The 20,641-nt window shown below is 38.8% G+C and carries 29 protein-coding genes; all 29 read left to right on the top strand.

Annotation, left to right across the window (positions count from 1 at the left end):
* The first annotated feature begins 1 nt into the window (after position 1).
* Positions 2 to 238 (top strand): hypothetical protein, encoded by a 237-nt coding sequence (locus MKY65_RS18065; RefSeq protein ID WP_339179268.1) that lies wholly within the window; start codon positions 2 to 4, stop codon positions 236 to 238.
* Positions 235 to 483 carry a hypothetical protein gene (locus MKY65_RS18060; protein ID WP_339179266.1) on the top strand — a complete coding sequence of 83 codons (249 nt, stop codon included), beginning with the start codon at positions 235 to 237 and terminating at the stop codon, positions 481 to 483. Before MKY65_RS18065 ends, MKY65_RS18060 begins: the two co-directional genes overlap by 4 nt.
* Positions 480 to 884, top strand: coding sequence for a hypothetical protein (locus MKY65_RS18055; protein ID WP_339179264.1), 405 nt, complete (start codon positions 480 to 482; stop codon positions 882 to 884). Before MKY65_RS18060 ends, MKY65_RS18055 begins: the two co-directional genes overlap by 4 nt.
* The gene (locus MKY65_RS18050; RefSeq protein ID WP_339179262.1) at positions 877 to 1,425 is read left to right on the top strand and encodes an HNH endonuclease; all 549 of its coding nucleotides are present in this window, start codon (positions 877 to 879) and stop codon (positions 1,423 to 1,425) included. The genes MKY65_RS18055 and MKY65_RS18050 overlap by 8 nt, the downstream gene beginning before the upstream one ends.
* Positions 1,425 to 1,568, top strand: a complete 144-nt coding sequence (locus MKY65_RS18045) for a hypothetical protein (protein ID WP_339179258.1) — start codon at positions 1,425 to 1,427, stop codon at positions 1,566 to 1,568. Before MKY65_RS18050 ends, MKY65_RS18045 begins: the two co-directional genes overlap by 1 nt.
* A gap of 142 nt (positions 1,569 to 1,710) precedes the next feature.
* A complete protein-coding gene (locus tag MKY65_RS18040; RefSeq protein WP_339179255.1) occupies positions 1,711 to 2,052 on the top strand; it encodes a hypothetical protein in 342 nt (113 codons plus the stop codon).
* Positions 2,053 to 2,200: 148 nt separating this feature from the next.
* Entirely contained in the window at positions 2,201 to 2,431 is a 231-nt protein-coding gene (locus tag MKY65_RS18035) for a hypothetical protein (protein ID WP_212928436.1), read from the top strand.
* A gap of 134 nt (positions 2,432 to 2,565) precedes the next feature.
* Positions 2,566 to 2,874, top strand: coding sequence for a MazG-like family protein (locus MKY65_RS18030; RefSeq protein ID WP_339179251.1), 309 nt, complete (start codon positions 2,566 to 2,568; stop codon positions 2,872 to 2,874).
* A complete protein-coding gene (locus MKY65_RS18025; RefSeq protein ID WP_339179249.1) occupies positions 2,871 to 3,035 on the top strand; it encodes a hypothetical protein in 165 nt (54 codons plus the stop codon). The genes MKY65_RS18030 and MKY65_RS18025 overlap by 4 nt, the downstream gene beginning before the upstream one ends.
* 16 nt (positions 3,036 to 3,051) lie before the next feature.
* Positions 3,052 to 3,267: a hypothetical protein gene (locus MKY65_RS18020; RefSeq protein WP_339179245.1), complete on the top strand. Its 216-nt coding sequence runs from the start codon at positions 3,052 to 3,054 to the stop codon at positions 3,265 to 3,267.
* A 13-nt stretch (positions 3,268 to 3,280) separates the two neighbouring features.
* Entirely contained in the window at positions 3,281 to 3,481 is a 201-nt protein-coding gene (locus MKY65_RS18015) for a hypothetical protein (protein ID WP_339179244.1), read from the top strand.
* Positions 3,482 to 3,494: 13 nt separating this feature from the next.
* Positions 3,495 to 3,947: a hypothetical protein gene (locus MKY65_RS18010; protein ID WP_339179242.1), complete on the top strand. Its 453-nt coding sequence runs from the start codon at positions 3,495 to 3,497 to the stop codon at positions 3,945 to 3,947.
* Positions 3,948 to 4,026: 79 nt separating this feature from the next.
* Positions 4,027 to 4,512, top strand: a complete 486-nt coding sequence (locus MKY65_RS18005) for a hypothetical protein (protein ID WP_339179239.1) — start codon at positions 4,027 to 4,029, stop codon at positions 4,510 to 4,512.
* Positions 4,513 to 4,597: 85 nt separating this feature from the next.
* The gene (locus tag MKY65_RS18000) at positions 4,598 to 4,849 is read left to right on the top strand and encodes an HNH endonuclease (RefSeq protein ID WP_339179237.1); all 252 of its coding nucleotides are present in this window, start codon (positions 4,598 to 4,600) and stop codon (positions 4,847 to 4,849) included.
* Positions 4,850 to 4,958: 109 nt separating this feature from the next.
* Positions 4,959 to 5,807, top strand: coding sequence for an HNH endonuclease (locus MKY65_RS17995; protein WP_339179235.1), 849 nt, complete (start codon positions 4,959 to 4,961; stop codon positions 5,805 to 5,807).
* Between the two features lie 112 nt (positions 5,808 to 5,919).
* Complete coding sequence (locus MKY65_RS17990; protein WP_339179231.1) at positions 5,920 to 6,228, top strand: P27 family phage terminase small subunit; 309 nt, start codon at positions 5,920 to 5,922, stop codon at positions 6,226 to 6,228.
* Positions 6,225 to 7,856, top strand: a complete 1,632-nt coding sequence (locus MKY65_RS17985) for a terminase TerL endonuclease subunit (protein WP_339179229.1) — start codon at positions 6,225 to 6,227, stop codon at positions 7,854 to 7,856. The genes MKY65_RS17990 and MKY65_RS17985 overlap by 4 nt, the downstream gene beginning before the upstream one ends.
* A gap of 185 nt (positions 7,857 to 8,041) precedes the next feature.
* Entirely contained in the window at positions 8,042 to 9,184 is a 1,143-nt protein-coding gene (locus MKY65_RS17980; RefSeq protein ID WP_339179227.1) for a phage portal protein, read from the top strand.
* 61 nt (positions 9,185 to 9,245) lie between these two features.
* Positions 9,246 to 9,953, top strand: coding sequence for a head maturation protease, ClpP-related (locus MKY65_RS17975; RefSeq protein ID WP_339179225.1), 708 nt, complete (start codon positions 9,246 to 9,248; stop codon positions 9,951 to 9,953).
* Between the two features lie 20 nt (positions 9,954 to 9,973).
* Positions 9,974 to 11,131 carry a phage major capsid protein gene (locus tag MKY65_RS17970; RefSeq protein WP_339179223.1) on the top strand — a complete coding sequence of 386 codons (1,158 nt, stop codon included), beginning with the start codon at positions 9,974 to 9,976 and terminating at the stop codon, positions 11,129 to 11,131.
* A gap of 78 nt (positions 11,132 to 11,209) precedes the next feature.
* Complete coding sequence (locus MKY65_RS17965; protein ID WP_339179221.1) at positions 11,210 to 11,710, top strand: phage tail protein; 501 nt, start codon at positions 11,210 to 11,212, stop codon at positions 11,708 to 11,710.
* 2 nt (positions 11,711 to 11,712) lie between these two features.
* Positions 11,713 to 12,012 carry a phage gp6-like head-tail connector protein gene (locus tag MKY65_RS17960; protein ID WP_339179219.1) on the top strand — a complete coding sequence of 100 codons (300 nt, stop codon included), beginning with the start codon at positions 11,713 to 11,715 and terminating at the stop codon, positions 12,010 to 12,012.
* Positions 12,005 to 12,376 carry a phage head-tail adapter protein gene (locus MKY65_RS17955; RefSeq protein WP_339179217.1) on the top strand — a complete coding sequence of 124 codons (372 nt, stop codon included), beginning with the start codon at positions 12,005 to 12,007 and terminating at the stop codon, positions 12,374 to 12,376. The genes MKY65_RS17960 and MKY65_RS17955 overlap by 8 nt, the downstream gene beginning before the upstream one ends.
* Positions 12,373 to 12,765, top strand: coding sequence for an HK97-gp10 family putative phage morphogenesis protein (locus MKY65_RS17950; protein ID WP_339179214.1), 393 nt, complete (start codon positions 12,373 to 12,375; stop codon positions 12,763 to 12,765). Before MKY65_RS17955 ends, MKY65_RS17950 begins: the two co-directional genes overlap by 4 nt.
* Positions 12,765 to 13,148, top strand: coding sequence for a hypothetical protein (locus tag MKY65_RS17945; protein ID WP_339179212.1), 384 nt, complete (start codon positions 12,765 to 12,767; stop codon positions 13,146 to 13,148). The genes MKY65_RS17950 and MKY65_RS17945 overlap by 1 nt, the downstream gene beginning before the upstream one ends.
* A gap of 38 nt (positions 13,149 to 13,186) precedes the next feature.
* A complete protein-coding gene (locus MKY65_RS17940) occupies positions 13,187 to 13,792 on the top strand; it encodes a major tail protein (protein ID WP_339179210.1) in 606 nt (201 codons plus the stop codon).
* Between the two features lie 114 nt (positions 13,793 to 13,906).
* The gene (locus MKY65_RS17935; RefSeq protein ID WP_339179208.1) at positions 13,907 to 14,227 is read left to right on the top strand and encodes a hypothetical protein; all 321 of its coding nucleotides are present in this window, start codon (positions 13,907 to 13,909) and stop codon (positions 14,225 to 14,227) included.
* A gap of 240 nt (positions 14,228 to 14,467) precedes the next feature.
* Complete coding sequence (locus MKY65_RS17930) at positions 14,468 to 19,744, top strand: peptidoglycan DD-metalloendopeptidase family protein (protein ID WP_339179206.1); 5,277 nt, start codon at positions 14,468 to 14,470, stop codon at positions 19,742 to 19,744.
* Positions 19,744 to 20,628 carry a phage tail domain-containing protein gene (locus tag MKY65_RS17925; protein ID WP_339179204.1) on the top strand — a complete coding sequence of 295 codons (885 nt, stop codon included), beginning with the start codon at positions 19,744 to 19,746 and terminating at the stop codon, positions 20,626 to 20,628. The genes MKY65_RS17930 and MKY65_RS17925 overlap by 1 nt, the downstream gene beginning before the upstream one ends.
* The last annotated feature ends 13 nt before the right edge of the window (positions 20,629 to 20,641 follow it).

Genomic DNA, 20,641 nt, shown 5'->3' with positions numbered 1-20,641 from the left:
CGTGAAACAAAAGATATTAGATGCTGGATTAGCTGTTTTATTGGTTGGTGCTGTTATCGCGATGTTTGTTATGGCTAATACGGTGAAAGAAGTGCATGCGGAGAATGAGCAATTAAAGCAAGAAAACGCAGATTTGCTACTGGATAAAATCAACCTGGAAATCGATTTAGAAAATACCTTGGATGCTAATTGGCAGTTGAATAATCAGTTGGAGAGGATGGAGGGCGAAGGAGAATGACTGAGTTAGAACTATATAAATTTGTACAAGGTAAAGAAATTGATTGGAGAGGTGAAACTCTCATGCTTTGGTTAGATGGTGATGATTTAGAGGCATTCTCCGAAGTAGAAGGCAATGTCATCGTTGACGATGGTGGGTACGAAGTCACTTTGCTTCATGATGGGACGATATGCATCGAATTAAACGATATATGTGAAATTCATGAAATTGAACCGACTAACATTCTTGAAAGGAGTGAATCGTGATGGATGAACGAATACGGGAAATGAGATTAAAACTGGATAAGATTGCTTGGGAGCCGGAACAATCCGAGAAAAACAAACGAGCTTTTGCCTTTATTGTTGTGTATTCGGATTACCTTATTCAACAAGCTGAAAAAGCCAACGAACTAGAAGAACATTTAAAAGTTATAGAAGACAGCTGGGGTTATCAGTTCAGGGTAAAAGCTGCGGAATATGTTGATGTATTAGAAAAGGAAAATCAGCGCTATAAAGAGGCTTTGGAGTTTTATGCGGATAGAGAAAACCACGTTGCTCCATTTTTATTTATGCAAGATAACGGTATTCCTGTTCACAATGAATCAAAAGTTGATGAGGATAAAGGTCACAAAGCACGTCAAGCACTTGGTGGTGACGAAAATGCGTAATAAATATTCTGTGTTTGGTGATGTGACTGTAATTTATCTAGAAGCACATGGAGAAACCTTAACAACAATTGTAAACACTGAACACCTAGAAAAGATTAAAAGGTTTAAAAATAAATGGTTTGCAAGTGATTACGGAAACGGCTTGAAATACGTTACAGGCTATCTTTATAACGAAGGGAAACAGAAGACAATATATTTACACAGGTTTATAACCGATGCCGCAAATTCAAAAATAGTCGATCATATAAATCATAACGGCTTAGATAATAGAACTAAAAACCTAAGGTTGGTTGACCATAGCGCGAACGCTTTAAATTCAAGAATTTATAAAACTAATAAAACTGGAGTTAAAAATGTACGGTGGAACGATAGGTACGGATATTACGAAGTGCGCATTAGAGTCAAAGGAAAAGAGTATTCGAAGTATGGAATAAAAACACTTGAGGAGGCAACGGCAATTGCTAATGATTATAAAAATAAAGCATTACTTATTGAGTGGTTGACAGATCAAGCTATACAAAATCAGAGAGGAGAATCCTAATGGAAATCTATAAAAAGCTAAGAGAATGGCTACTAAATGCAAACTACCCTGTACACATGGTAGCAATGATGACAGATGAGGATGTTGTAGCAGAGTACGAGGCAGTGACTGGAGACGATTCTATACCGACACCAGTTAATTAAGGGAGGGGTTTTTATGAAAAAATGCATTGATTGTAAAGTAAACGAAGTACGGAACAATAGCAGTAGCTTATGTGATAAGTGTTTTGATAAGGCTCTTGAAAGAAAAGTGGTACAAGCTCCAGAGCAAAGTTGGTGGTAAGTTATGAAACACTACGAAGCATACGATGGGACGGATTTGATTGCAGAAGGTACTGCGCCACAAATTATTAATAAATTAGGTATAACGAAAAGCAGATTCTATTACTGGAAAAGAAAAGCTGTCTCCGGTGATGATGAAGGATTCAATGTTATCGAAGTAGATAGGACACCTGAATACGCAGTTTATAAAGGTGAAGAGTTTTTATTCATCGACACTAGAGAGAACATCATGAAAAGGCTGGGAATTAATAAAAGAACATTCACTTTTTATATGTCTCCGGCAAATGCTAAGAGGGACGGCGGGGATAAGTTGGTAATATTCGATTTAGACAAGGAGGTTGATTGATATGAAGAAAGTTTATGTCAAAGAAACCACCAAGAAAACGCACGATGACGATGTGCTGATTGTTGTTAAAACGTATCACAGCAAAGTAAGGGATTATGATTATGTGTTTTTTAGATAGGGGGATAGAAAATGCGAAGGAGTGAGAGGGATGGATTTAGACGCTTTTATCAAAAATAGTATAAAAACACCCAAGCAAGTCGGAAGAAAAGTTTATGTTTACAACGGAAACCATGAATTAGTAAAGGTTTATGATGCAATCGAGCTAGGAAAGGATTACTTTTCAATGAGTAATGATATTTTCTTTGATATATACGGATTTAATTATGTCCCTAGAGGCAGGTATTGGGAATTGTCAAAAAGAGCAGCAGGAAAAATGTGAAGTCCGAATAAACTACGAATCAATTAACGATAAAAAAAACAATATAAGCCACTGTGAGCGTTTTTGGCAGACAACTAGACTAAACATACATAAGAGGTCAAACAGCTCTCTGTGGCTGGAATGGGGATGAAATTATGAAAGCAAGCGAATTAACGGATTTAATTAAAATATGGGCGATGGACAGAGGATTAGATGTAGCTGATCCAAACAAGCAAATGTTAAAGCTGATGGAAGAAGTCGGAGAGTTGGCGCAGGGTATGGCTAAAAATAACGCAAGTCAGATTATAGATTCAGTCGGTGATGTTTACGTGGTGCTAACGATTTTATCTATGCAGATAGATTTAGACATTGAGGATTGCATTGAACAGGCTTATGTGGAGATTGCTGATAGAAAAGGAAAGATGATTAACGGTGTATTTGTTAAGGAGGAGGACTTGCAATGAGCGAAACCGATGTACAGCAACGTAAATCAGAGCTTATCAGAGGACTTCGGCGCCTTGGAATATTTTATACTAGCGATGGTAGAAAGCTAGAGGATTGCTCTTTATACACGCTGGAATGGACAAATATATCTGTTAGGTATGAGATGGCCAACAGCATTTAAAACAGGGGGAATAACAATGACGAAGAATAATTTAACATCTATTGATGGTAAGAGTAAGAAAAAAACAGAGATGCAAGAAGCATTGGCGCAAATACTCGAAAATATAGAAGAAATTATGGAACTGGATATTATTAAATCCAAAATCAGAAGGAATTATTACGATCATTTAATCAAACAAGGGTTTACCGAAGAGCAGGCGTTAGAAATAGTGAAATCTGATTCAACCATTTGATGAGGATGGAATCATGAGATCCATAAGCAAAGTAAGACATCCAAATAAGCGTAAATGTCTGATGTTGTGTATCGACAAGGAAAAATCCGGGTTTGAGTGCAAGAAGCCAATCGAAGAAATAACGGCATATGAGAAGATTTTCAACAAGAAGGGACAATACATCAGAACGATTGAAGAAACGTACTACGAAGCCGTATATGTTAAGGATAACTAAACGAGGTGATTCAGTGACAGATAACTATTATACAGTCAAAAAGATAATGGATATTATAAAGTATTATCACATCAACATGAATAATATAAACACACTTGCTGCAGAAGAAATGAAAAGCATCGGTGTATCGCAATATGGAATTGAATCATCTCTTCCGAAAGGGAACGGATTCTCCAGTGTGGTAGAGAATGAAGCAATGAGACAGATTGAAAATACAAAGTTCTTCGCAGACATGATTACAGATATGAAATACTTGCAAGACAGATGGCATAGAATCACTGATGAGAAAGAGGCGTCGATATTAAAATTAAGACTGGATGGATATGGCATTACTGATATAGCCGAAACAATGAAGATGGAACGGACAGGAGTATACAGAACACTGGAACGGATTGCATGCAGGATTAAAAGTTATCCACAGGGTAGTGCAACAGATTCAACAAATTATGTGCAGGAAAAAATATAGTTTATAATTGGAGTAACGAAGAAGGCATCTCTTGATTGAGGTGTCTTTTTATTTTGTACGTGAAAGGGGACGGTTAGCCATGTATAGTACACCAAGAATATGCATGATGTGTAATTGTAGTACTTCTACGATTGGAAGTAAGAATAACAGCCCAGAAGTAATTGAATGTCCTGAATGTGGAGGACCGTTTGTAGATAAATTCCATTATGCGAAATACAAACAACAACATAAACCAGATGTATTTGATCCGTTGGATAGCTTAGCTTATATACTTGAACAAGCAAACAAAGCAGTGGAAGAAGCAAAAGAAGCTAAAGAGAATAATCCAGTGCCATTACTCACCATTGAATTGGAAGACATGAATAGCGTCCCTGTTGTGAAATATAAAGGTGAAGAACTTGTTCACAAAACACACGTCAAGTTCGATTGGGAACAAAAGACAGATAAAAGTTTCGGTGGGGTAGAGTTCGATATTGAACATCATGTAAGTGAAGCCAAGCAAAACAAGATAGGTCACTTCAATACAATTAAAAAAGCCAGCACATTTAAAGGCTCTTCGATGTGATTGCACAATGCCTGAATACAAAACATACGAACAGAAGAAGAAGTTCTATCGTTCATCGGCTTGGCAATCGTTAAGGAAACAAGCATTGGAGAGAGACCACTACGAGTGCCAGCATTGCAAGAAGGAAGGCAAGGTAACAGTCGACAGCATCAAGACACCAGGAGAACGTAAAGAGGTTAAGTTAAACGTGGATCATATCTATCCAATAGAGAAGTATCCGAAGCTTGCTCTTGTATTGGATAACCTACAGACATTGTGTGTGTATCATCATAATGTTAAAGAGGGTAGGATATTTAAACCTAAAAAGAATAAGTGGGCAGAAGATGAATGGTGGTAGAGAATGCTGATGCATCAATAGTTTAATGGTATAATAGACATAAGAAAAGCCCATGCGATGCGCTAACATCCATGAGCGTGACCAACAACTATAAGGGAGTTGCTGATAAATGAATAATAACACAATTGATGTTAATCAACAAATCATTTCTTTGCGCGAGGACGGATTGATGCAAAAGGAAATAGCGAACGAGTTATCAATCACCAGGGATAAAGTGAGATATGTTTTGAATAAAGCAGGAATGACAAACTATGAACGTAGTAAAGAGTGTTTGAATTGCGGTGAATCATTCCGAAGCGTAGGCCATCATGCCAGGTTTTGTAGTGGTAGGTGTAGAAGCAAACACCATAAACAAACAACATTGAAAAAAAGAGAGTGCAAACGTTGTGGTAAAAAGTTTAAGTCATACAAATCATTATATTGCTCTGGCGAATGCAGAAGGAAACCAGAGAAACATAAAGTAGAATATATTCCTAAACCAAAACACAAAGAGATATGTATGAACTGCAATCAAGAATATGAAACACATAAAACCACGAGTAAGTATTGTAGTTACGATTGTAGTTATGAGTACAAAGTTAAGCAGAAACCTGTTCATAGTTTAAGATGCAAAGAATGTAGTAAGCATTTTTCTTCTACGAATAAAAGAAAACTGTATTGCTCAACTGATTGTAATAATAAATTCTTTAACAGGAAGAAAGAAACTTTAAGGCGAGAACGAATAAAACGAAATGGAAAGGTTGATTGGGGAATATCAATAGAACGATTAATGAAAAGAGACAGAGGTATTTGTTATCTGTGTGATGAATCGGTTAATATCAATTTGGATTCTAATCAGGATTACTATCCAAGTATCGAACACGTCAAACCAATTGCAAAAGGCGGAACGCACACTTGGGATAATGTAAAACTCGCACACAGAAAATGTAATTACGAAAAATCCGATAAGATAATTTAAAATAGTCCCCCCGGTTCCGGACTTTGCTAAAATATTCTGACAATGAGACCGGGGAGAGGATTCGACTTCCGAGATTCACAGGAAAAATAATACACATTAGGGGGGTGAGTACATGGCGGTAAGTATTCCTAAACTAAAAAAGCAGCTGATGGAAAGAATAGATGTGGATGATTTAATGCAGGTTGAAAAAGTCGAAAGGTATATACAGCATGTGGAATCATACAGACGGATGGATGCAACAATCAAAAAAGAAGGGGAATCTGTTACGACGGTAAACGCCTCACAAACATTTGTGAAGGCTCACCCTCTGCTGACAGAACGTAACAAAGCAAACGCTGCTTTGTTAAGTATAGAAAAGTCATTTGGTTTTACGCCAGAGGTTGAAGAAGAACCTGCGCGCTCTGCTGACGATTTGATATGATTACGAACAAGCATGTGGAAGAATATATCAGCCTTTATATGGACGGTAAGATTAAGTTGAATAAAGAGCGCATTCTCTTAATCGAACATCTACAAAAACACGTCCTTAATAGGGATGATTTGTATTTTGACGAAACAAAAATTGAAAACTTCATAGCCTTTACTGAAAAATGGTATTTTCCTTTACAACCATTCCAGAAATTCATAGCAGCGTTTGTCTTTTTATTTTATAAAGACGGCGCTGTTTTTTATGAGCAATTTTTAATTATGATGGCGAGAGGCGGAGGGAAAAACGGACTTATTTCAGCGTTGGCGCATTTTTTCATTAGTCCACTGCATGGGATTGATAAATATAATATATCGATCGTAGCGAATAGTGAACTACAGGCGAAAACATCATTCCGAGAAATATATGATGTTATTGAGGGTGAAAAGGTTTTAGAAAATATGTTTTATCGTACAAAGGTTGAAATACTTGGCAATGATACGAAAAGCATTGTCCAGTACCATACATCCAACGCGAATACAAAAGATGGTCTAAGAGACGGTTGCATAATATACGATGAAATTCATCAGTACGAAAATTACGATACAGTGAATGTGTTTTCTAGTGGGTTGGGTAAAGTAGACAACGGCAGAGAGTTTTTTATTGGCACGGATGGGTTTGTTCGCGAGGGTTTTTTGGACAAGACAAAGGAACGCGCTATGAACATCTTGGAAGGCAAAGAATTAGAAGATCCGATGTTTCCGTTTATCTGTAAGATTGATGACCCGAAAGAAGTAGATGATTTTACTGCTTGGGAAAAAGCGAATCCGATGTTTTGTGAACCGATGAGTAGTTACGGCAAGGGTTTATTAAGGAAAGTTAAAACACAGTTCAAGCAGCTCGTAAACAACCCCAGCAATCGCATGGAATTTATGACAAAGCGAATGAACCTCCCGGAAGTTGACCCAACACAAACAGTCGCTTCATGGGAAGACATAAAGGCGACTAACAGACCGATGCCGGAATTAGAACATAAAACGTGTGTAGGTGGATTAGACTTCGCCAGTATTAAAGACTTTGCTGCAGTAGGATTATTGTTTAAAGTCGGCGATGATTACATCTGGAAAACTCATTCATTTGTCCGCAAAGGATTTTTGAATAACGTAAAATTAAAAGCGCCTATTTACGATTGGGAGCATGACGGGTTATTAACCGTTGTGGATGAGCCTGTTATTGATATCAAGCACATTGTTAATTGGTTTTGCGATATGCGAGAAAAATACGGGTTACATCGAATAGTGGCAGATACATTCCGTTTGGATTTAGTCAAAACAGCATTGGAAGCAGAAGGGTTTGAATTAATATATATTCGAAATCCTAAAGCAATCCACTCCCTCTTGGCTCCAAGGGTAGAGACGTTATTTGCTAATCATAATATCATTTATGGAGACAATCCATTAATGCGTTGGTTTACAAATAATGTATATGTAAAGATAAAAAAAGATGGAAATAAAGAGTACTTGAAAAAAGATGAGATTCGGAGAAAAACAGACGGATTCCAAGCTTTCATCCATGCCTTGTGGCAAGCAGATAATATCTTGGAAGAAGAAGAGGAATTCTTCTTAGATGAAATTAGTTTTTAAGGGGTTTGATTTTATGGAGACTATTTTTGAAAGGTTCGTATCCAAACAAACGCAGGAGGAACAGAAGCTCCTAAAGTCTTGTCCGGAGTATCGAGAAGCAATAAAAGAAACCTGTCGATATAATCAGTTCGCACTGAAAGAGTCAGTTAAAGATGTGTTCAAAGTGCTGGTAAGGAGGTGAGACATTGGGGTTATTTGATTTACTCAGGAAAAATAAAGAACTGGAACAGATGTATGACCTAGATTTAATCGATTCCACCTCCGAACGTATACAGCAAAAAAAGTTAGCTGTACAAACGTGTGTGGATTTTATCGGAAGAACCATCAGTCAGTCAGAGTTTAGGATTCGAAAAGATAAGAAAACTGTTAAAGATGAAATGTATTATAAATTAAACGTCAGACCGAATCAGAACCAATCAGCGGCTATATTTTGGCAGACTGTTATCCATAAGCTGATACATGACACTGAGTGTTTAATCATTAAATCGGATACAGATGATTTATTAATTGCGGATGATTACAATCGCATCGAATATGGGCTTGTGGAAGATTTATTTAAAGATGTGACAATAAATAACTTCACTTTTCAAAGGACGTTTCCTATGAGTGAGGTTATTTTTATTGAGTACAGCAATGTAAATTTATCAAGATTAATAGATACCGTTTATGATGATTACGGCGAATTGATTGGTAGATTGTTGGAATTTCAGAAACACAAAAACCAGATACGAGCAACTGTAGATGTAAGCACTACAGTGAGAAAAGATGAGGACGGGCAAAACCCTTTACAAAAATTCATAGACAAGCTTTATGGGTCAATCAAGACAAAAGCTTTTGCTATTGTCCCACAACAACAAGGTTTTAAGTATGAGGAGCATTCAAAGGGCGCTGTTGGTTCTGGTCAATCTGTGGAGGATGTCACAAAAGCCACGAACGACTTTATGAATCAAGTGGCAAAAGCATTGGGAATCCCTCCCTCTCTCATTCACGGGGAGATGGCTGATGTGGAGAAACAGACAAGAAATTTCATGTTTTTTTGTATAGACCCGATTATCGAAAAGATTAGCGATGAATTAAATAATAAATTCATTGAGAAAAAGGATTATTTAAACGGTGAGAATCTGGAAGTAGTCAGACCAAGCTATCGTGACATATTCGATCTAGCTACCGCCATTGACAAGATAATCGCTACTGGTGTCATGAATGGCGATGAAATGCGGGATAAATTTAAATTACCAGAAACCGGTGAGGAAATTCATTCTAGGTATGTGATGACAAAGAACTACTCCGAGGTTGTGGAAAGTAATGAAGAATCACAGGAAAGGTAGGTGGTCACTATCTCCTAGCTACAGGTAGTAGCCTTTGTATATTTGAAGGGGGTGAGAATAAGTGAACAAACCGGATATGAACAAATTAATTAATCTTAAAAGAGATATTCGTTTTGAAGCAAAATCCGATAACGAATATAAACTGTCTGTTTACGGATTTATTGGCGGGTGGAGAAACAGCGCTGAAAGTGTTTCAGAACAAATACAGCAAACCTCAGCAGAAAAAATTCACGTTCACATCAATTCAGGCGGAGGGTCTGCATTTGATGGCGTGGCTATCTGTAATATCTTAAAACAGCATGATGCAGAAATTATCGTGCATATTGATGGTTGGGCAGCAAGTGCTGCGTCTGTTATTGCGATGGCAGGCGATAAAGTCATTATGCCAAGCAACACAATGATGATGGTACACCAAGCCAGCACCATCGAATATGGTAATGCTGATGTGTTTGAAAAGACGGCTAAAGACTTGCGTAAGGTTGATACAGCATTACGTGCTTCGTATAAAAAGCGTTTCGTTGGTTCCGATGACGAATTAATCACATTGTTAAAAGATGAAACCTGGTTGACTGCAGATGAAGCTGTTGCATTAGGATTAGCCGATGAGGTAGCAGAAGAAATTGAAATTGATGATACACAAGAGGAAGAAGAAACCGTTGAGAATTTTAAAGATGATTTAGTATCGAAATACACTGCACAACAAAATAACAAACCACCAGAACCAGAGCCTACTCAAAAAAACATGAGTAAGCTCTTTTTAAATTTATAAAATAAGGAGGTCATTACCTAATGACAATTAAATTCAATAATTTTGAAGAAAAGAAACAGGCATTTGCTGATGCCACACAGAATGGAACTGAAAAAGAACAAGCAACTGCGTTAAATAATATGCTTGAAGCACTTGCGAACGATGTGCGCGGGCAGATTTTAAATGAAGTAAACATGCAAAATGCTGATGCTATGGTTATGTCTCAGCGTGGCCAAAACGTATTGACATCCGAAGAATCGAAGTTTTTCAACGCTGTAATTGAAGAAGGAGGATTTAAAGACACGGATACGCTTCCTAAAACCACACAAGAGCGTATCTTTGAGGATATCACGAATAACCATCCTCTTTTATCAGCAATCGGCATCCAGAACCTTGGAGCAGTTACGGAATTTATTTATTCAAATGATCCAACTGGACAAGCTGTATGGGGTCCGTTGTTTGGTGATATCAAAGGACAATTAAACGCAAGCTTCCGTAAAGAAAAAATTGAACAGCTTAAATTAACTGCTTTTGTACCAATTGCAAAAGACATGCTTAAATTGGGCCCTGCATGGGTTGAGCGTTATGTACGCACAATTATCGCGGAAGCAATGACTGTCGGTCTAGAGCGCGGATATGTTGAAGGAGGAGGTCCATCTCAAAATGAACCTATCGGTTTACTTAAAGAGGTTGGCACTAACGGAGCTGTTACAGATAAGGAATCTGCGGGTACTCTTACTTTTAAACCGGGTCGCACCACCATAAATGAACTTAAAGGCGTTGTGAAAAAGTTAGCTGAACGTTTGAAATCAGACGGTTCTATAGCTGACCGTCCACGTAACGTAGCTGGAAAAATCGTTATGGTGACTAATCCGTTTGATACGTTTGATATTCAAGCAAATGCAACGGTGCAGACTGCAAGTGGTGTCTACACTACTAATCTTCCTTTTAATCCGATTATGACGGAATCTGTATTTATTCCAAGAGGCAAAGCGCTGTTTTTTGTTAAAGATGAGTACGTTGCAGCCGTTGGTGGTGGCGTTGAAGTTAAACGGTACACTGAAACATTAGCGTTGGAAGATGCTGACCTGTTTACTGCTAAGCAGTTTGCTACAGGTAAACCAAAAGATAACAATACTGCACAATTGTATGATTTGGATGTAGATATCTCTAATGATGATGGTGAGTCGGGGGAGTAACAACCCCCGATATTAATAATGTCACGCCAACGACTGACGGGGCAGTCATTAATTTATCTTAAGTAAAGGAGGATTAGAATGCCTTTTAAAATTTATAGAGGTGATGAAGTGGTAACAGAGGGTGAAAGCCCTCTTAGCATCACCGGATTAGAATCAAATACAGAAGTTGCTGCTGGAGATTATCAAGCAGTCAGGGTAGAGGGTGATAAGGAATCCGAAAGAGTAAATATCCCTGCATTTAAGACGTTGCCTATTGATGTAACAGAGGTTTCATTATCTCCAAAGACATCCAACGCAGAGGCTGGCACAGCTGGGAATCGTCAATTAAACGCAACTGTATCACCAAGCAATGCAACAAATAAATCCGTATCATATGCGATTAGTCCGGATGCTGACGGTTTAGCTGTAAGCGGTAGTGGAAACATTACATGGACTGAAAGCACGCCAGCAGGCGAATATACGACCACTGTAACTACAGATGATGGTGATTACACAGACACTCATGTACTGACTTTAACGGAACCACCAGAACCTGACCCAGATCCAGAAGAACCGGGAGACGGCGAAGAAGGTGAATAAACATGATATCAGAGGAATTTTTGAAACGTTTTAAAGACAGAATGATTATATCGCATAAAGCGGAGGACAACAGATTAAAAGACTTGTTGTCCTCTTCTTATGTGTATGTGTCTAGCAGGTGCGGTGAGTTTTCACTAGATGGTGATTCTGAAATAGATATTAGAGGTCAAGAACTCGTCTTGGAACGATCACGCTATGCTTTTAATGATGCTGTGGAATACTTCGAAAACAATTTTCTAAGTGATATCACAGCACTTGGGATTGACATGGCGTATCCAATGGAGAGTGATACTGATGCGTGATTTTAAGTATAAGCCACCAAGAGTACACAGCGGGCAATTACGTACACCTGTGACGTTTTATGAATATGAGCCTAACGACGGCCCCGAACCCGGAGAAAAACCAAAGAGCGTGTTATATGAATGCATGTGTAAGGTGGACAGAGTGTGGTTGAAAGACCTCGAACTTGCTAAATCCAACGGTACGTTATCGGATTTAACTATCACTATACGCGACCCACAGGCTGACTATAGACCTAACAACATGCATTATTTAGAGATTGATGATGTGGATTATAAAGGATTAGCATATAACATCGTCACCTCTCAGCCTAACCTGCAGGACAGACGTTTTATTGATATTGTCGCAAAGGTGGCTACACAATGAGCGTCAAAGTAAGAGGGGAAGCACAACTAATAGCCGAATTGGAAAAACGCCTTGGTAAGTCTGCTATGAATCGTATTAGTGATGATGCATTAAAAAAAGGCGCTAATGTTTTTGTGAAAGAACTACAACGCCAATTCTCCAGTTGGAAAAAGACTGGTGCGAGTCACGACGAGATAACAGCATCAGACATTATTGTTGTCAAGGGTGTTCGCACAATCAAAATACACTGGCGTGGTCCAGATAACCGTTATCGCATCATCCACCTTAACGAATGGGGGACGGTTAAAAACCCTAATCCTTCTGGTAAAGGCGCTGTTGCAAGGGCTATGCGCAATGCACAGGACGAATACCGCAAAGTCATAAAAGAAGCAGTTAGGAGGGGTATTTAATGCTTGATTATATGCATTCTCTTTTAATTGCTGATGACGTGATTAATCAGTATGTGGGTAATCGGATTAAATATTACGAATATCCTCCCACCGGTGATTTTAGCGGCACTTACGTTGTATTTGATCCGATTGATACAAATCAGATTGGCGATTATGCAGACGGTATTTATTTAACGGAGGATAGTCTTGTGCAAGTGGATATTTGGTCAGATAACCGAAAAACAAGGGATTTGGTCGCTAAACGTATCAGAAAGATATTAGTTGATGACAACGGATTTTCAGAAACTACCGGTCCCGATGAATGGGATAAGGAAACAAAGATTTTTCGTATCGCCAGGCGGTATGGAATGAAGGAATATAGAGAAGATTTAGACAGCCTTTGAGCTGTCTTTTTTATTATTAAAAATTAGGAGTGATTAATTTGGTAAAACAAGCAAAAACGCCTATGGCATTTGTTAACGTAAAGGATTTAGGTTTTGCAATTCAGAAAACGGACGAGAGCGGAGCGTTTGAATATGATGAACCGTTACAAACAAAAGGTCTCCGCAACATCGGAATTGAATCCGGAGGCGAATTAGTTTCCGCTTATGCTGATGGGGTTATCATTGAGTCGGCCAAGTCTGATGGTGAAAGCACAGTTAGTTTAGGAATGCATTCTTTCCCGGAAGAAGTCAGAGAAGAAATTTTCAACGAAAAACCGGATGCAGATGGGGTTTATTCTGAAAAAGCAGGGAAGCAAAACCCATACGTTGCCGTGTGGTTTAAACACGAACGAAAAGACGGGTCATATAAATTAATCGGATTAACTAAGGTAATGTTTAATGATCCAAGCATGGAAGGCGCTACGAAAGAAGCAAGTATCGAATTCGGGGAAGAAACAGCAGAAGGAACTTCTTTGCATAGACAAGCAGATGAAGTAAGAAAAGTCACAGCTGATTCTAAACATGAAGATTTCAGTGAGGATAAGTTCTTTCAAGCATTGTTAGGAAAATCTTTAAACGAAGATGACGGTGGCACGGGGGAGTAATTAGCCCCGAGGTTGAAGCAGTCAACCCTACAACAAGCGGGGCTGAAATAAATTTAAAATAATCAAAGAGCAGGATTAATTTCTTGCTCTTCTTATACATTAGGAGGATAAAAAATGGCTAAACAAATACAATTAATGATCGACGGAGAAAAGAAAAAGTTTTTTCAACCACAACATGTTGACGGAGACGCAGCTTTAGATGCCTTAGACTTGGGCAAAGAAATGGAGAAAAAAGGAGACGACATAGAACGTTCGGATTTTGAGCGTGTAGCCGAATTCATTTCTGAAAAATTATATAACAATAAATTTTCGAGAGATGAACTAATTAAAGGCACACATGCAGCTTTGTTATTCGATACTCTAATGGACCAATTGCGGTCGGTGATGACTACCAACAATGAATCGGGGGAGTCATCCAAGGAGAAGAAAGACTAACTGATGAAGACTTCTCCTTTACTAAACAAAAAGAATATTTCGACCTGTTGGTTAAAGATTTATTAGAAAACGGATGGAAAATGAATGAAATCATGGACTCTCCTATTTTTTATCTGATTGAAGTTTCAACGAAGAAAAGAAAATTATCTGAAAGTCAGCAAGAATCAATAATAAATGCACTATAGTCCTTATCCGAGTGATAAGGGCTTTTTAATTCCCTAAGAAGGGAGGTTATATATATTGGCGGAGCTTTTAAAAGGATTAAGTATAGACTTAGATCTGAATACAATAAAGGTAGACAGAGGACTAAAAGGCGTTAAGGATAGTGTAAAAACTGTCAATAGCGAGATGAAAAAAAATATGTCTGCTTTTGACCGTGGTGATAAATCAGTTGAGAAGTATGAAACAAGGCTTTCTGGATTGAACAAGAAATTAGAAGTACAAAAAACTGTTGTTAAAGAGGCAAAGAATGAATATGAAAAGATGGTCTCTGAATACGGTGCGGGTTCGAAGCAGGCAGAGAAGGCGGCAAGAGAATACAATAACCAAGCTGCATCTCTAAATAACCTTGAAAGATACGTCCAACGTACTAAAAACGAACTTACGAACTTGAAAAAAGAGCAGGCTATTGCTGATAGTAATTGGACTAAGGCTGGAAACAAGCTAGTTGACTTTGGGAAAAAGTTGGGAGGCGTTAGTACCAACTTAAGAGACGTTGGTAGTCAGTTAACCAAGAAAATTACTACCCCTGCAGTAGCAGCAACGTCAGCATTAGGAGGCATAACCCTTGTAAAAGGTTTTGATCGTCTTATTGGAATAGATACAGCACAAGCCAAATTAAAAGGTTTAGGACATGACGCAGAAGGCGTTGAAACGATAATGGAATCAGCGCTTGATTCTGTTAAAGGCACATCCTTTGGCTTGGGAGAAGCAGCAACAACTGCAGCTAATGCGGTAGCGGCAGGAGTTGAACCCGGAAAAGAATTAACCAAATATTTGTCCACAACAGGTGATGCAGCTGCCATAGCCGGTTCATCGATGGGCGAAATGGGTTCTATCTTGAACAGGGTTAAAACCTCAAATAAAGCCTATAATGGTGAGTTACAGCAATTGTCTGATAGAGGATTACCTGTGTATCAATGGTTAGCCGAAGAAGCAGGTGTTGCAGCCGAAGAAGTAACAAACTTAGCAGCAGAAGGTAAAATATCATCTGAAATGCTGATGAGCGCCATTGAAAATAATATTGGTGGAGCAGCACAAACGATGGGACAAGAATCATTTACAGCCGGCATAGCTAACATGTGGGCTGCAGTCGGACGTCTTGGTGCATCCTTTTTAGATGCCGGCGGCAAAGGCGGAGGATTCTTTTCTCAACTTAAACCTTTAATTGTTGATTTTACAAACAACCTAGATACTATGGGAGATTTTGCAGAAAATGCAGGAGTTAAGTTTGGAGAATTTTTTGCAAATGTTATTGAAAAAGGGAAAGCGTTGAAAGCAACTTATGATGGTTTATCTCCTTTTCTCCAAGATATCGTTAAAAAACTCGCCTTGGTTGGATCGGTAGGAGCGGTAAGTTTAGGGCCGTTACTAGTTGTTTTAGGGACAATAGGCGGGTTTGTATCTAAAGTAGCAATAGGTTTTGGAGTGCTAAAGAAAGCAATAGGGAAAATAGTGGGACCTGCCGGTGGTCTAAGGAAATGGTTAGGTAAACTAACAAAAGGTTTTGGGTCAGTTGGAACGAAAGTCGGGGTATTATCTAGAATTTTAGGTGTACTAACTGGACCTATCGGATGGATTATTACAGGGATAACAACGCTAGGCTCAGCATTTGTTATAGCATATAAAAAATCCGATACTTTCCGAGAAGGCGTAAATAAAATTATAGATACCGTTAAATCGGTATTTGGCTATATCAAAGACTTTATATCAGGCATTAAAGGTCTTTTCCATGATGATGGACAAGCCGGAAGAGATATATTAGCCAGTCTTGGTTTCTCAGATAAATTCATTGAGACAGTGGACTTTATTGCACTCAAATTATCTCACTTAAGAGGTTTTGTTACTAACTTCATCGATGGCATTAAAGGATTATTTAAAGATGACGGGCAAGGAGGCAGAGACCTTTTAAGCAGCATCGGTGTATCCGATAAAATGATAGCTGTTTTAGATGGTATTGCATTGAAGCTTGTTATTTTTCGAGACAATGTCCAAAAGGCATTTGGTGCAACGGTCGATTTTGTTAAAAACGCCTGGTCTAGTCTAACGTCATGGTTTAGTTCTACTGGCGAAAGCATGGTCGAAAAGGCAACAAGCATCTTTGGCAGCATAAAAACTGCAGTTTCCGCAGGAATTCAAACCGCCGTTGATTTTGTGAAAAACTTATGGGGCGGTTTAATAAACTGGTGGAATGAAAATGGAGATAGAATTTTAGCTAAAGCACAGTCTGTTTTTAATGCTGTGAGAGACAATGTCTCCTTAGCCATTTCTGCGGTTGTTAGCTATGTGAAATCTATATGGTCCAGTCTTACTGATTTCTGGAATCAGCACGGCGAAATGATTTCTCAAGCTGCACAAAACGTGTGGAGTTTTATACAATCGTTTGTCCTTGGAGCAGCTAATATAATTTGGACAGGCATTAAAGGATTTGCTACCGGCATTTATACTGCAATTAAATGGGCGCTAGATAATATAGCGGCTGGTTGGGCTGTAGTTTGGCCACACATCAGGGATATAGCAACGGGTGTCATAAATGCTATATCATCAGCTGTTCAATTTGTTTTTCCGTATATCGTAACGATCATAAAAGGTGCGATGAATGTTATTTCTAATATTATGACCTATGTATGGCCGGTCATAAAATTTATTGTCATCGAAACATGGAATGCCATTAAAGGTACGATAGACGGCGCCCTCAAGGTGATAACTGGATTAATACAATTTTTCGGCGCACTTTTCACTGGAAATTGGTCGGCGTTGTGGGATTCTGTTAAACAAATTTTAGGTGGAGCGGTACAATTCATCTGGAATTTTGTCCAGGTATCTTTCTTCGGTCGAATTATTAAAGGCGGTGTTCTATTCGTTAAGGGCTTTGCTGGATTATTCACTACTATGTGGGGTGGAATAAGAACGCTCTTTTCAAATGTTATAACTTGGATAGTCACGTTTGTCCGGAATATGTTCACCGGAATGAGTAATACGATAGGGTCAATCACTCAAACAATCCGAAATGTGGTCACAACAATTTGGAATGCAATCTGGTCGTTTTTTAGCAGAATTATATCGACAATTGTCACGTTTATCCGAAATAGATTCACTGCGATGCGTGAAACTATTAATTCTATCACTACTAGAATAAGAGAATTGATCTCTTTATTATGGAATAATATTTATACGTTTTTCCAAACGATTATCCGAAATATAGTTGATTTTGTTCGAAATCGCTTTGTTTCTATGCGAGATTCAACTTCAAATATTTTCACCACAATTCGCGACACAGCGCAGCGTTTATGGAACGCAGTCAAAGATAAAATCTGGAATCCAGTAAAAAATGTTGTAAAAAATGTTAAAGATAGATTCACGACTTTAAAAGATAATGTATCAGGAATTTTTTCAAACATGCGTGATAATGTCGCTGACTGGATTGGTCGGATGGTAAAAGCCGTAACAGATATGCCAGGAAAAATGGCGTCCGGATTACGGACTACTGCAAGTAAAATCGGTGACGCTCTGGCGTCTGTAGGTAACACAATGCTTGGTACTTTAGGAAAAGGCGTAAATGGTGTAATTGCTGGAATCAACTGGGTTCTTGATAAATTAGGCATCAGTAGCAAGATATCCGAATGGAAAGTCCCAACTGTCGGCGCAGCAAGCAGCGGCTCAAAAATGTCAATGAAAGGTGTGCCGGCAGGCATTGCAGAATATGCTCATGGAACAGATGGACATCCGAAAGATGGACCAGCATGGATTGGTGACGGTGTTGGAAGTAATGCCGGACGAGAGTTAGTGCGGCTGCCTAACGGCAAAGAGTTTCTTTCGCCAGCTACACCGACATTGATGCCTAATATGCCAAAAGGCACGCACGTACTTTCTGCGCTTGATACAAAAGAATATCTCAAGGCGCCGCGTTACATGTTTGGTACTATCGGCAACGGTTTTAAGAGCGCTTGGAATGGTATACAAGCAGGCGCATCTTGGACGTGGGACAAGACAAAACAAGGTGCTAATGCTGTAAAAGATACTGCACTGGATGTATGGTCATATGTTGATGACCCATCAAAATTACTAAACAAAGCATTGGATGCTCTTGGTGTCTTTCCAGAAAAAATGGTTGGAGCATTTAAAGAGTTGCCGGTAAAAGGATTCAATAAAATCAAAGACGGCGGGATTGATTTTCTAAAGAAGAAAATTGATGAATTGTTTAGTAGCGATGGTGGTTTTTCTGGGTTCAGTTTCCCGTCGCCTTTCAGACAATCATCTGGTTTTGGTCCACGTAGTTCTCCAGGTGGCATAGGAAGTACAAATCACAAAGGGATTGACTTTGCAGCACCAACAGGTACACCCATACCGGCGCAGGCGCCAGGGACAGTATCTTTTTCTGGCTGGTCAGGCGGTTACGGTAATCTGGTTAAAACCAGAAGTGGTCCTTTTGAATATCTATATGGTCATAACTCTAAAAATCTTGTTAAACAAGGCAATACAGTTAAAAAAGGACAGATAATCGCCGAGGTTGGTTCAACTGGTAATAGTACTGGTCCGCATGTTCATTTCGAAATACGAAAAAATGGAACTGCTATTAATCCGAACAGCATAGTTAGTGGTGGATCTAGTGGAAACTTGAGCAAATGGATTGGTGCAGGGATGGCTAGAGCAGGTGTTAGCGGCTCAAGTTGGAGAGACGGTTTAAGCTGGATTATCGGCAAAGAATCGAGCGGAAGGCCTAGAGCGGTAGGTGCAAACACAAGCACAGGCACAGCAAAAGGGCTTATGCAGCTGAAGGACTTTAACTACAGCGGTGACCCGTTTGACCCGGTTAATAACATCTTCCACGGTATAAAATATATCAAAGGTCGATATGGAAGCATTGGAAAAGCGTTAAGCTGGCATCGAAAGAACAATTGGTACGGTACAGGCGGCAGGATTGGTGCTGACGGTCTTTACAGACTGTCGGAAGAAGGTCATCCGGAATATGTCATTCCTACAGCTCCGAATAGACGTACCGAAGCTATGAAACTATTGGCTTTGGCGGGTAAAGAGATTTCGGGTAATAAACGTCCACATCAGTTGCCTAATGTTAGTGGTATTGATAACAACCGTAAAGATAGTGATAGAGCGGAAGAAATTTCACTGCTCAGGCAACAAGTGGAATTATTAACTCAGCTTGTCTTATCAAGTCAAAACATTGAAGCTAAGCCAGTTCTAACAGAAGGTGACATTAAACGTTCTTATGACAAAAGAGATTCAAGGGAATCAGCTAAACATGGTATTTTCACAGGAAGGCCAGGAGGTGCGTATTAATGCAAGATTACTTTAAAATATATGATTTAAACTTTAATCCAGTACCTCTCCCTGTGGATGATATAGGCTATGGATTAAGAGGTTTGGATTTAACAGTGTCTTCTGTCGGTCAAGAAATCACAGAGCATAACATTCCCGGACGCCCTGGCACCATTATTACAGGCGTTCGGGACAACGATAGAGACATGAGTATAAGCGCAAGAATCAAAGCAATGAACGCAACAGACTACAGGTTGAAACGTGACCGGGTCTTTGCGTTTTTTAAGTCTTTAGGTGCTTTTTATGTAACGGAATCTCAACAAGGAAACAAACTAATGAAAGTAAGAGTGGTAGATAAATATACGCCTGAAAGACCAGATAATATGCGGACTTACGCATTTTTAGATATTCCGTTAAAAATAGACGGTCATCCATACTGGATTAGTCGATTTAAAACAATAGATTTGCATAACAGCAAAGGCGTTCCTGCAAACGGCAATTGGAGTTATGGAATGAATTTAGAGGTTTCTCCTGATAATTTGATTTATCAGTACGAAAACGTTACTGAGTTCAATATTTATAATGCCGGCAGATTATTAAAAACAGTCCAAGAAAAAGGAAATTGTGAAATCATAATTGAGATAAAACAGAATGTCACTAATTTCACACTGTATGATGCAGCTGGTGGCAGATGGGAATACAATCCAACAAGGAATAGCGATTGGGCTTTAAGTAATGGCAATGTCATTATATTTAATGGTCATGATGTAAGGGTTAATGGAACGACGATTATGGAGCGAACGAATCGTTATTATCCGGTTATAAAAGAAGGAAACAATAACTTTATAATGGATGGTTTATCTAATTATAAAATCACGTTTGATTTTAGATTTAAGTATGACTAAGGAAAGGATGTGA

The sequence above is a fragment of the Oceanobacillus sp. FSL W7-1293 genome (genome assembly GCF_037969815.1).
GTDB lineage: Bacteria > Bacillota > Bacilli > Bacillales > Amphibacillaceae > Oceanobacillus > Oceanobacillus oncorhynchi.
Note: the sequence above shows the minus strand (reverse complement) of the source record. Positions and strands in the feature narration are given on the sequence as shown.

Excerpts from the sequence above, each read along its gene's own strand:
- MKY65_RS18060 (WP_339179266.1), top strand. The coding sequence starts at position 235 with ATGACTGAGTTAGAACTATATAAATTTGTACAAGGTAAAGAAATTGAT.
- MKY65_RS18050 (WP_339179262.1), top strand. The coding sequence starts at position 877 with ATGCGTAATAAATATTCTGTGTTTGGTGATGTGACTGTAATTTATCTA.
- MKY65_RS18045 (WP_339179258.1), top strand. The coding sequence starts at position 1,425 with ATGGAAATCTATAAAAAGCTAAGAGAATGGCTACTAAATGCAAACTAC.
- MKY65_RS18040 (WP_339179255.1), top strand. The coding sequence starts at position 1,711 with ATGAAACACTACGAAGCATACGATGGGACGGATTTGATTGCAGAAGGT.
- MKY65_RS18035 (WP_212928436.1), top strand. The coding sequence starts at position 2,201 with ATGGATTTAGACGCTTTTATCAAAAATAGTATAAAAACACCCAAGCAA.
- MKY65_RS18030 (WP_339179251.1), top strand. The coding sequence starts at position 2,566 with ATGAAAGCAAGCGAATTAACGGATTTAATTAAAATATGGGCGATGGAC.
- MKY65_RS18025 (WP_339179249.1), top strand. The coding sequence starts at position 2,871 with ATGAGCGAAACCGATGTACAGCAACGTAAATCAGAGCTTATCAGAGGA.
- MKY65_RS18020 (WP_339179245.1), top strand. The coding sequence starts at position 3,052 with ATGACGAAGAATAATTTAACATCTATTGATGGTAAGAGTAAGAAAAAA.
- MKY65_RS18015 (WP_339179244.1), top strand. The coding sequence starts at position 3,281 with ATGAGATCCATAAGCAAAGTAAGACATCCAAATAAGCGTAAATGTCTG.
- MKY65_RS18005 (WP_339179239.1), top strand. The coding sequence starts at position 4,027 with ATGTATAGTACACCAAGAATATGCATGATGTGTAATTGTAGTACTTCT.
- MKY65_RS17995 (WP_339179235.1), top strand. The coding sequence starts at position 4,959 with ATGAATAATAACACAATTGATGTTAATCAACAAATCATTTCTTTGCGC.
- MKY65_RS17990 (WP_339179231.1), top strand. The coding sequence starts at position 5,920 with ATGGCGGTAAGTATTCCTAAACTAAAAAAGCAGCTGATGGAAAGAATA.
- MKY65_RS17985 (WP_339179229.1), top strand. The coding sequence starts at position 6,225 with ATGATTACGAACAAGCATGTGGAAGAATATATCAGCCTTTATATGGAC.
- MKY65_RS17970 (WP_339179223.1), top strand. The coding sequence starts at position 9,974 with ATGACAATTAAATTCAATAATTTTGAAGAAAAGAAACAGGCATTTGCT.
- MKY65_RS17965 (WP_339179221.1), top strand. The coding sequence starts at position 11,210 with ATGCCTTTTAAAATTTATAGAGGTGATGAAGTGGTAACAGAGGGTGAA.
- MKY65_RS17960 (WP_339179219.1), top strand. The coding sequence starts at position 11,713 with ATGATATCAGAGGAATTTTTGAAACGTTTTAAAGACAGAATGATTATA.
- MKY65_RS17955 (WP_339179217.1), top strand. The coding sequence starts at position 12,005 with ATGCGTGATTTTAAGTATAAGCCACCAAGAGTACACAGCGGGCAATTA.
- MKY65_RS17950 (WP_339179214.1), top strand. The coding sequence starts at position 12,373 with ATGAGCGTCAAAGTAAGAGGGGAAGCACAACTAATAGCCGAATTGGAA.
- MKY65_RS17945 (WP_339179212.1), top strand. The coding sequence starts at position 12,765 with ATGCTTGATTATATGCATTCTCTTTTAATTGCTGATGACGTGATTAAT.
- MKY65_RS17935 (WP_339179208.1), top strand. The coding sequence starts at position 13,907 with ATGGCTAAACAAATACAATTAATGATCGACGGAGAAAAGAAAAAGTTT.
- MKY65_RS17925 (WP_339179204.1), top strand. The coding sequence starts at position 19,744 with ATGCAAGATTACTTTAAAATATATGATTTAAACTTTAATCCAGTACCT.